Source organism: Streptomyces sp. NPDC059142 (genome assembly GCF_042755665.1).
Classification (GTDB): Bacteria; Actinomycetota; Actinomycetes; order Streptomycetales; family Streptomycetaceae; genus Streptomyces.
In genome coordinates, this window is sequence record NZ_JBHZDA010000043.1 from 39,237 (window position 1) to 48,997 (window position 9,761).

General features: G+C 73.3%; 8 protein-coding genes. 4 read left to right on the top strand and 4 right to left on the bottom strand.

The annotated features are described in order from the left end of the window. Window positions 1-186: 186 nt before the first annotated feature. The 3 genes from ACFXPK_RS17665 to ACFXPK_RS17675 form a co-directional block, all read right to left on the bottom strand. Window positions 187-696 carry a Rieske (2Fe-2S) protein gene (locus ACFXPK_RS17665; protein WP_385076286.1) on the bottom strand — a complete coding sequence of 170 codons (510 nt, stop codon included), beginning with the start codon at window positions 694-696 and terminating at the stop codon, window positions 187-189. 148 nt (window positions 697-844) lie between these two features. After that, the gene (locus ACFXPK_RS17670; RefSeq protein WP_385076307.1) at window positions 845-1,867 is read right to left on the bottom strand and encodes an LLM class flavin-dependent oxidoreductase; all 1,023 of its coding nucleotides are present in this window, start codon (window positions 1,865-1,867) and stop codon (window positions 845-847) included. Window positions 1,868-1,958: 91 nt separating this feature from the next. Continuing rightward, window positions 1,959-3,332 (bottom strand): PHB depolymerase family esterase, encoded by a 1,374-nt coding sequence (locus ACFXPK_RS17675; protein WP_385076309.1) that lies wholly within the window; start codon window positions 3,330-3,332, stop codon window positions 1,959-1,961. Between the two features lie 464 nt (window positions 3,333-3,796). Between ACFXPK_RS17675 and ACFXPK_RS17680 the strand changes: the two genes are divergently transcribed. Together ACFXPK_RS17680 and ACFXPK_RS17685 are read left to right on the top strand one after the other, a co-directional pair. After that, window positions 3,797-5,296, top strand: coding sequence for an MFS transporter (locus ACFXPK_RS17680; RefSeq protein WP_385076289.1), 1,500 nt, complete (start codon window positions 3,797-3,799; stop codon window positions 5,294-5,296). Window positions 5,297-5,466: 170 nt separating this feature from the next. Further along, window positions 5,467-6,033: a snapalysin family zinc-dependent metalloprotease gene (locus ACFXPK_RS17685; protein ID WP_385076292.1), complete on the top strand. Its 567-nt coding sequence runs from the start codon at window positions 5,467-5,469 to the stop codon at window positions 6,031-6,033. 116 nt (window positions 6,034-6,149) lie between these two features. Here ACFXPK_RS17685 and ACFXPK_RS17690 read toward each other — a convergent pair whose 3' ends face one another. Next, on the bottom strand, window positions 6,150-6,836 hold the full coding sequence (locus ACFXPK_RS17690; RefSeq protein ID WP_385001210.1) for an SDR family oxidoreductase: 687 nt from the start codon (window positions 6,834-6,836) through the stop codon (window positions 6,150-6,152). A gap of 767 nt (window positions 6,837-7,603) precedes the next feature. Here ACFXPK_RS17690 and ACFXPK_RS17695 point away from each other — a divergent pair. Both ACFXPK_RS17695 and ACFXPK_RS17700 read left to right on the top strand, forming a co-directional pair. Continuing rightward, a complete protein-coding gene (locus ACFXPK_RS17695; protein WP_385076296.1) occupies window positions 7,604-9,151 on the top strand; it encodes an MFS transporter in 1,548 nt (515 codons plus the stop codon). Window positions 9,152-9,199: 48 nt separating this feature from the next. Beyond that, window positions 9,200-9,697, top strand: coding sequence for an FBP domain-containing protein (locus tag ACFXPK_RS17700; protein WP_385001216.1), 498 nt, complete (start codon window positions 9,200-9,202; stop codon window positions 9,695-9,697). Window positions 9,698-9,761 lie beyond the last annotated feature (64 nt).

Below are 9,761 nucleotides of genomic sequence, written 5' to 3' on the forward strand. Positions count from 1 at the left end.
GCAGTCCCGCTCGCGCGCCCGGGGCGGCGCGGGCTGCTCGGCGGGCGGCGCGCAGCGCCCGCCGCGACTTGCGGTTGACGCCGCCCCCCCGCTCGGTCTGTGGTGGCGCCGGGGCGCCGGGGTGTTACGGACCCGGCCGGGCCCTCCGGGATGTGGGCCGGGGAACGGCGGTCGGGGGAACGGCGGTCAGGCGAGGGTGATCGAGGTTCCGGAGACCTTGATCGAGGCGGCGGGCAGCGGCTGCGTCGCCGGACCGGCCTTCACACTGCCGTCCGCGGCGCTGAACTGGCTGCCGTGGCACGGGCAGTGGATGACACCGTCCTTGATGTCCTTCACCGCGCAGCCCGTGTGTGTGCACTTGGACGAGAACGCCTTGTACTCACCGGCGGTGGGCTGCGTGACGACCACGCCCTGGTCGGCGAAGACCATGCCGCCGCCCTCGGGGATGTCGGTGGTCTGCGCGAGAGCGCCGGCGCCTCCGGCATCGCCGCCGGCGCTGGGCTGCTCGGCCGCGCCGTTCGACGAGCCCGCGCCGTTCGAGGAGCCCGCGCCGTCCGTGGAGTCCGCCGTGTCGTCCGAGCCGCCGCACGCGACGAGCGCCGCGCTCAGCCCCACGGCGCCCGCCGCGGCGACCACCGTTCTGCGTCCGACGGTCCGGCGTTCCACGATCCGTGCGGTCCCCTGCGGTTCCGTCATGCCCCACTCCCGTTTCCTGACCGGCTGTTGATTGCTCGTGCTCCCCGACGGTCCCGGGTGCTCCCGGGTGCTTCCGCCGGTCTCGCGTGGCCGGTTCATCAGAAAGTACGTGACGGGGCGCCGGGATACTCATCGCCTCAGAGAATTCTCAGAAATCCGTCCGCGCGGGGCCCGGCGCGAGCCCTGCGAGGTCCGCCAGCCGGCGGTACGACTCCAGCAGGGCGCCCCGGTCGTACGTACTGGTCGTGACCAGGTACTCGTCCGCCGCGCTGCGGGCCAGCAGCTTCTCCAGCGCCGCCGCCACCTCCTCCTCGGAGCCGGCCGTCTGCCCCTGCCCCGCCTCCTCGAACAGCGCGCGCTCCCGTTCCGTCATGGGCGTCGCCAGGACCGAGTCGACCGGGGCGAGCGGCGGGAACGCGCCATGGGTGCGCGCGTACGCGGTGGACCACGCCTCCGGGATCAGCAGCCGGTGCGCCTCCTCGGAGGTCGCGGCCACCGCGACCGTGCCGGAGAGCACCACGTACGGGCGTTCGCCCCACGCCGAGGGGCGGAAGGCGCGGCGGTACTCCTCGACGGCCCGCAGCATCGCCTCCTCGCCCCGTACGGCCGCGATGACCAGCGGCAGCCCCGCCTCGGCGGCGACGCGCGCGCCCTTCCCCGTCGCCAGGACGAACGCGGGCGGGCGCAGCCCCTCGGCGGGGTGCGCGTGCACCTCGGGGTGGGTGGTCCCGTCGCCGGTGAAGTAGGCCAGCAGTTCCGCGAGCCGTACCGGGAAGTCGTCCGCGTCCCGCTTGTCCCGGCCCAGCGCCCTGCGGATGCCGTCGGTGAAGCCGACGGAGCGGCCGAGCCCCATGTCGATCCGTCCCGGGAACAGGGACTCCAGCACCCCGAACTGCTCGGCCACGACCAGCGGTTGGTGGTTCGGCAGCATCACACCGCCGGTGCCGACCCGGATGGTGGAGGTCGCGGCGGCCACGGCCGCCGCCAGCACGGTCGGCGCGGAACCGGCCACACCCGGCACACTGTGGTGCTCCGAGACCCAGAAACGGTGGTAGCCGAGCGCCTCGGCCTGCCGCGCGAACCGTACGGTCTCCCGCAGCGCCTCGGGGGCCGTCAGCCCCTCCCGGGTGCGGGAGCGGTCCAGTACGGAGAACTTCGTCGTCGTCGCGATCGCCACGCTCGGTTCAACACACCCGCCGGGCCGAAATTCCCCGCGGGTCCGGCACACGCCAGGACCCGCGGGGTGGTCGCGCCGCCCCTGGTCAGGCGAGTGTGCAGGCCGTTCCGTTCAGGGTGAAGGCGCCGGGCGCGGACGCGCCGCCGCCGTGGTTCGCCTGGTAGCCGATGGTGACACCGGTGGCCGGGGCGATCGTCCCGTTGTACGAGACGTTCGTGGCCGTCACGGCGCCGCCGGCCGGCGTGTAGGTGGCGCCCCAGCCCGAGGTGATCGTCTGGCCGGAGGGCAGGGTGAAGCCCAGCTTCCAGCCGTTGACCGGGGTGGTCCCGGTGTTGGTGATCGTCACGGACGCGGTCAGTCCGGTGTTCCAGGCGCTGATCGTGACGGCCACCCGGCAGGTGCCCGGCTGCGGCTCGGGACCGGGCCCGGAGCCGCCGCCGTCCAGTCCGAAGAAGGTGAGGGCGCGCGCCGCCATGCCCCCGGCGGGCAGGTTGTGTCCGACGCCCTGGAGGCTGATGGCCTCGACCTGCGCCTGGTTGCCGGTGGAGCCGTAGCGGGTACGGGTCCAGCCGGACTGGGGCGTGTCGGTCGCCGAGGGCGTCTGGGCCAGTCCGTGGACGTTCGTCCACTGCTTGATCTCTTCCCCGAAGTTGGGGTAGCGCAGGATGTCGTCCTCGGTGCCGTGCCAGAGCTGCATCCGCGGCCGTGGCCCGCTGTAGCCCGGGTAGGCGGCACGGACCAGGTCGCCCCATCCGGCGGGGGTGCGGCTGACCGTACCGTTGGCGCACGCGCTGTTCCACTCGGAGCCGTCGGTGGTGGCGAAGCAGCCGAACGGGACGCCCATGAACGCGGCGCCCGCGGCGAAGACGTCCGGGTAGTCGCCCAGCAGGACGTTGGTCATCATCGCGCCGGAGGACGCGCCGGTGACGTACACACGGCTGGTGTCGGCGCTGTACGTACGCGTGGCCCAGTCGACCATCGACCGGATGCCCACCGGGTCGCTGCCGCCGCCGCGGCGCAGCGCCTGGGGCGAGGAGACGTCGAAGCACTTGCTGGCCCGGGTGACGGACGGGTAGACCACGATGAAGCCGTACCGGTCGGCGAGCGAGGCGAATTCGGTGCCGGAGTGGAACACCGGCCCGGAGCCGCCGCAGTAGTGCACGGCCACCAGGATCGCCGGGCGCGCGGTGACCGTGGCCGGGACGTACACGTACATCTGGAGGTTGCTGGGGTTGCTGCCGAAGCCGGTGACCTCGGTGAGGGCCGCCGCGGGCGCGGCGAGCACCGAAGGCGCGGAAGGCGCGGCGGGCGTGGAAGGCGCGACGGGCGCCGCCGCCGTCCGGCCGGGCGCGGGGGGTGCGGCGGAGGCCGCGGGCGCGGTGAGGAACACCGTCGCGAGCAGCGGTGCCAGCGCTCCGAGAAGCGCGACGAGCGCCGTACGCAGGGGCCTTCGACGCAGGGGAGTTGTGCGCGGGGTCCTCGTACGCGGGGGGCTTGTGCGCAGGGATGCGCTCGTGCGGTTGCTGCCAGTTCTGGACACGTCCTTGTCCCTTCCTGATCGCGGCTCGGGTGGGGGGTATCGCTCAGGGAAGCGCACGTGCGGGGGTGCCGGGGCGGTTCGGGCGTTGCCGGTCCGGGTGGGGGCCCGGCCCGTCGAAGGGCCGTCCGGACGGTGCCGCCCGGGGCATCGTGGCATGGACACCGCCACCGTGGAAGCGCTCCCACGGGCCTGGCCGAATCGCTTCGTTCCCGTGAGCGCGACCCGGCGCGGGCGTGTCAGTCCTGGGCCCCCGGCGTCCGCACGTACGCTGGCCGGGCGGCCCGGCCGGACCCCGGGTGCCGCACCACCAGGACGGCGCGGAGGCCCGTGCCCGGGGCGTGCGACGGGTCCGCGGCCCTTCCCTCTCGGACCCGGAGGCGTCCTTGCGGTTCAGCTCATCCTCGCCGCGTCCCCCCGGCCGGCTTCCGCTGGCCGGACGCTACCCCGCGGCGGTGGCGCTCTCCCTGCTCGCGCTGAGCCCGTATCTGATCCTCACCACCGCCACCGCCCTGATGGAACCGCGGATCATGGGGGACATCGGCGCGACCGCGTTCCAGCTCCAGCTCGCCGGTGGCATGTCGAACGCGGCGTACGCGTTCGGCGCGGTGGCGGCGGCCGACCTCGTCCAGCGGGTGGCGCGGCGCCGGGTCTACCTCGTCTGCGAGGCGGGGTTCGTGCTGAGTTCGGTGCTGGTGCTCGCCGCGCCGGGCGCCGGGCCGTTCACGGCCGGAGTGGTGCTCCAGGGCCTGTTCACCGGCATGCTGCTGGTCGCCGCGCTGCCCCCGCTGGTCACCGGACACCCCGTCGGGCGGCTGCGGACGACCGCGGCCGTGATCAGCCTCGGCCTCTTCGGCATGGTGGCGTTCGGGCCGCTGGTGGGCGGGCTCGTCGGGAGCCTGGGCGGCTGGCGGCCCCTGTTCGCGGGCATCGCCGCCCTCGCGGCGACCGGCCTGACCATCGGCGCCCTGACGTTCGAGGGCAACGAACCACCGGACCGCCGGGCGAAGTTCGACCGGACCGCGATCCCCCTCGCGCTCGGCACCACCGTGCTGCCGTTCTTCGGCGTCGCCTGGCTGACCCGCGGCTCGTTCGGCGACGCGGCGTTCCTCGTGCCGGTGGTGTGCGGGCTGATCTGCGGGGTGTTCCTGGTGGGCGGCCAGTACAGAAAGGCCAGACCGCTCATGCCGGTACGGCCCATCAGCAACACACTGCCGGTCGTCGGCACCGCCAACGCGATGCTCGTCGGTGCCTGTTTCACCTCGCTCCTGGAGCTGACCGAGACCTATCTGATCAGGGAGGCGCACTGCACACCGCTGCGCGTCGGGGCGCTCCTGACGCCCCAGATCGTCGGTGTGTTCGTGGCCGCCGTCCTGTTCCGGAAGGTGATGGTGACGCGGTGGACCCCGTATCTGGCGCTGTCGGGCACCGTCAGTGTGGCCGTCGCCGCCGGGGTCCTGCTGACCGTGTCCCCGGCGAACGCCTCCGTCGTCGTTCCCTTCGCCGCGCTCCTCCTCGGTTTCGGCGCCGGCGCGGGGGTGACCCCGGGGCTGTTCCTGGCCGGCTTCTCCGTACCGTCGGCACAGATCGGCCCGACCTTCGCCCTGGTCGAACTGCTGCGCTCGGAGGCCGCGTTCCTGGTCGGCCCCGTCCTGCTGCACCTCGCCCTGACCACCGGGCTCGCGCAGGGCTTCCACCTCGCCGTGGCGATCACCCTCGTACTCCTCGGGGCGGGAGCGCTGCTCCTGGTGTGCCTGTACGCCCTGGGCGGCGCACGGCCCGAGCCGCCGGACCTCGCGTCGTGGCTCTCCGGCAGCTCGACGGCCTACCATTCGCCGGCGCTGCTCGCCGTCGTACGCGGCCGGTGGGGCGGCCGGGCGGAGTGACCCTACGGCCGGGCGGAGTGACCGTACGGGTGGACGGGCGGACCGGCGTACGGGCCGGCCGACGGGCGTACGGGCGGGCCGGATTGACGGATTGGTGCCGGCCCTCGCTGGGCAGGGGGGAGGGGACATCCATGTCATGTGCACGACTTCTCTCCCCCAGGAGGCCGACCATGAACGTCCGTAAGCTGACCGGCGGGCTCGCTGCCGCGCTGGCCGTCACCTTCTCCCTGTTGGGGAGCCAGGCCACGGCCGCTCCTTCCGCGGACGCGGAAGGAGCCCTGGCCGCGCGGGTGGTCACGTACGACGCCAGCGGCTCCGCGGAGTTCAGGTCCGCCGTCGACCGGGGGGCGGCGATCTGGAACGAGAGCGTCACCGCCGTCGAACTGCGCCCGGTCGCCTCCGGGCAACGGGCCAACATACGCGTCCTGGCGGACAACGGCTGGCCCCGCGCCATCACCACCTCGCTGGGCAACGGAACCGTCTACATCGGACGGCAGGCGGTGAACGAGGGTCACAACACGATCCGTATCTCCTCCCACGAACTGGGCCACATCCTGGGCCTGCCGGACCGTAAGCCCGGCCCGTGCACCAGCCTGATGTCCGGCTCCAGCGCGGGCACCAGCTGCACGAACCCCTACCCGAACACGGCCGAGAAGGCCGAGGTCCAGGGGTACTTCGGCGGCGCGTTCGCGCGGACGGCCGGAGGGGCGCCGCTCCACACCGTGCTCGCGGACTGACCCGGGGCGCCCCGTCCCGTCCGCACCGTCCGCACCGTTCGCCCCGTGCTCACCTGGTACGGGGCGAACGGTGTGCCAGGGACGGGGTGAACGGTGTGCCCGGATCGCCGCGCGGCTCAGGCCGCGCCGGGGGCGGTGGCCAGGCTCCGCCGGACGTGCCGGGTGGTCTCGTCGGCGAGGATTTCGGGCAGGCCCGCCGCGACGCCGTCCAGGGCCTGCGCGGCGACGTCGGCGGGGTCGGTCTTCTGGTCGGCGGGGACGTCCGCGGCCATGTCGGTGTCCATGTAGGCCACGTGCAGGGCGGAGACGGTGATGCCGCGGGGGGCCAGTTCCTCCCGGGTCGCGTCGGTGAGCGCCCACGCGGCGGCCTTGGTGGCGGCGTACGAGCCGAGGCCGGCGGGGTGCAGCCAGGACAGCACGGAGAGGACGTTGAGCACGGCGCCGCCGCCGTTGGCCTCGATGACGGGGGCGAAGGCCCGGGTCACGGTGAGCGGGCCGTAGAAGTTCGTCTCCATCTCCCCGCGGACCGCGTCCGGGGCGCCCGCGAGCAGCGGGGTGGAGGTGGAGATGCCCGCGTTGTTCACCAGCAGGGTGGCGTCGGACGCGGTGCGGGCGGCGGCCCGTACGGACTCCTCGTCGGTCACGTCCAGCCGCAGCGGGATGACACCCGGCAGGTCCACCGTCCCGGGGCGGCGGGCCGCCGCGTACACCGTCGCTCCGCGTGCCACGAGCTGGGCGGCCAGATGGCGGCCGAGTCCCCGGTTGGCGCCGGTGACGACCGCGACCGCGTCTTTGAGTTCCATGTCCGCTCCCTGTTCGCCGGGGTGCCGTGCGGCACCCGAATAGATTACAAGCATAATCTAAAAATGGTCTGGGTGAGGTCGTGTGGTCGTGCCGGACCGCGGCGGCCATGGCGAGCCGGCCGATCACCCGTGCCGGGCGCGCACGCGGAGGGGGTCTGACGGCGGCCGTCGCCAAACCCCCTCCGTGCGCGGGCAGTCGGGAAATCCGGTCGCGTCGTGGCGACGATGGGAGATACTCTGTGCGGGATTTCGCGCGGCAGGGTTCTCTGCCGCCCCGCTCGGCGCGCTCGGCGTCGACACGCACCGCGTGCCCTGCCCGGAAGGAGGCGAGAGACATGGACCGTGCCGAATGCGTTGCGGCCATAGTTGCCTCCGGCCGTGTGCCCTCCCTCCTCTGCGGCGCGCGGTAACCCCTCCCCCTTCTCGTCTCCTGTCCTCGGCATCTTCCTGTTCCTGAGACGCCGCGTCACGAGATGTCCTGTCCTGCGCGGTTCGTCGCCGTGCGGGCCGCGGGGGCGCGCGCCCGAAGACGGGCCCTTCTTCCGCCGGTCACCGTGGACTCACCACTCTCCACCTCACGACCGGCGGGAGCGCCGGCGTGAGTGACACGCAGTCGGTGAGGCAGGCCCCGGGTGCTGTTCGCGGCTCCCGCTGCCCCACCGCCATGCCGTGTCCCCGTGCTGCGTACACCGGCCCGTCGTCACCTCTGCGACCGTCCCCGGCCGGCTGCCCCGGCAGCACTTCGACACGAAACGTGCGTGATCGCCATGAGCAGGAAACGTCCCGGAGGGGAATCCCTCCCGTCCGCCCCTTCCCCTTCCCCTTCCACCGGCCGTTCCCCGGACCGCGAGGGCCCCGCCGCGACTCCGGAACCGGCACCGGATCCGAAACGCTGGTGGGCGCTGGCCGTCATCGCCCTCGCCCAGCTGATGGTGATCCTTGACGGCACCGTCGTGAACATCGCGCTGCCCTCCGCCCAGCGCGCTCTCGGCATGTCGGACGGCGACCGGCAGTGGGTGATCACCGCCTACACGCTGGCCTTCGGCGGGCTGCTGCTGCTCGGCGGCCGGATCGCCGATCTGGTGGGGCGCAAGCGCACCTTCGTCATCGGCCTGGCCGGGTTCGCCGCGGCCTCCGCGCTGGGCGGCGCGGCGGCCGGTCCCGGGACGCTGTTCGCGGCGCGGGCCCTGCAAGGCGCGTTCGCGGCTCTCCTGGCGCCCTCGGCCCTGTCGCTGCTGACGACGACGTTCACCGACCCCAAGGAGCGGGCCAGGGCGTTCGGGGTCTACGGTGCGCTGGCCGGCGGTGGCAGCGCGGTCGGGCTGATCGTGGGCGGTCTGCTGACCGAGTACCTGAACTGGCGCTGGTCCCTGTACGTCAACGTGCCCATCGCGCTGGCCGCCCTGCTCGGCGCCCCGGCCTTCCTGCGCGACCGCTCCGGCCGCCGGGGCGGGCACCTGGACGTGCCGGGCGCGCTGCTGGGCTGTGGCGGGCTCGTCGCCCTCGTGTACGGCTTCAGCGAGGCCGGACCTCGCGGCTGGACCAGCCCGTCGGTGCTCACGCCGCTCGTGGCCGGAGTGATCCTGCTCGCCGCCTTCGTGTGGTGGCAGAGCCGCGCGGCGAGCCCGCTGCTGCCGCTGCGCATCGTCAAGGACCGTGTCCGGGCCGGATCGCTCGCGACGATGGGCCTGGCCACCATCGGCATGTTCGGCGTCTTCCTGTTCCTGACGTACTACCTTCAGGTCGTCCTCGGCTACCCGCCGGTGCGGACGGGCCTGGCCTTCGTGCCGATCTCGGCCGGTATCGCCATCGGCGCGACCCAGATCGCGGCCCGCCTGCTGCCGCGCACGGCGCCGCGCGTCCTGATGTCGTCCGGCATGGTGCTGGCCGCCGCCGGCATGGTGCTGCTCAGCGGCCTGACCGTGCGTGCGCAGTACGTCCCGGACGTGCTGCCCGCCCTGCTGCTGCTCGGTCTGGGCCTGGGGCTGACCTTCATGCCGGTCTACGCGACGGCCACCGCCGGCGTGCCCGCGCAGGACGCCGGTGCGGCCTCGGCCGTCCTCAGCACCGTCCAGCAGATGGGCGCTTCACTCGGCATCGTCCTGCTCAACACCATCGCCACCGGCGCCACCGGCCGTTACGTCCACGCGCACCCGCACGATCCGGCCCACGGCGGCGCGCCCCTCGACGAAGGCATGGTGCACGGCTTCTCAGTCGCCTACTGGTGCTCGGCGGGCGTCCTGCTGCTCGCCGCCCTGGTGGCCGGCCTGACCGTACGGCACGCGACGCCGAAGAGCGCCGGAAACGCGGCCTAGCGAGCCGGATCGTGTCCGCCGTCCGCCTCACCTCTCGAAGGATCTTCCATGAAACCCCTGACCGAGCACGACATCCGTACCTCGTTCGTCAACTGCTCGAAGGGCGAGGCCAAACGCCTCCCCCTGCCCAAGAGCCTGGCGGACCTCGACCACTGGGACGAGCTGGACTTCCTGGGCTGGTTCGATCTGTCCGCGCCCGATCGCAGGTATCTCGTCGTCGAACGCGCCGATGAGCTCGTCGGCCTCTCCCTGCGCTCCGCCTCCGGCAAGCGAGGCTTCCTGCACCGCAGCATGTGCTCGCTGTGCCTGACCACGCACCCCGGCAGCGGCGTCCTGCTCATGACCGCCCCCAAGGCGGGCCGGGCCGGCCGCGAAGGCAACTCGGTGGGCACCTACATCTGCGCCGACCTGGACTGCTCGCTGTACGTACGGGGCAGGAAGAAGGCGGCACCGGGCGGCCTCATGGAGGAGTCCCTCACCGTCGAGCAGCAGATCGAGCGCCTGCGCGGCAACCTCGACGCGTTCGTGGAGCGGGTCTTCCACTGAGTCCGGCAGGGGCTCGTTGGGCACCCACCTACAACCCCAGGCCCCTCCCCCAGCCCCCGCGCCC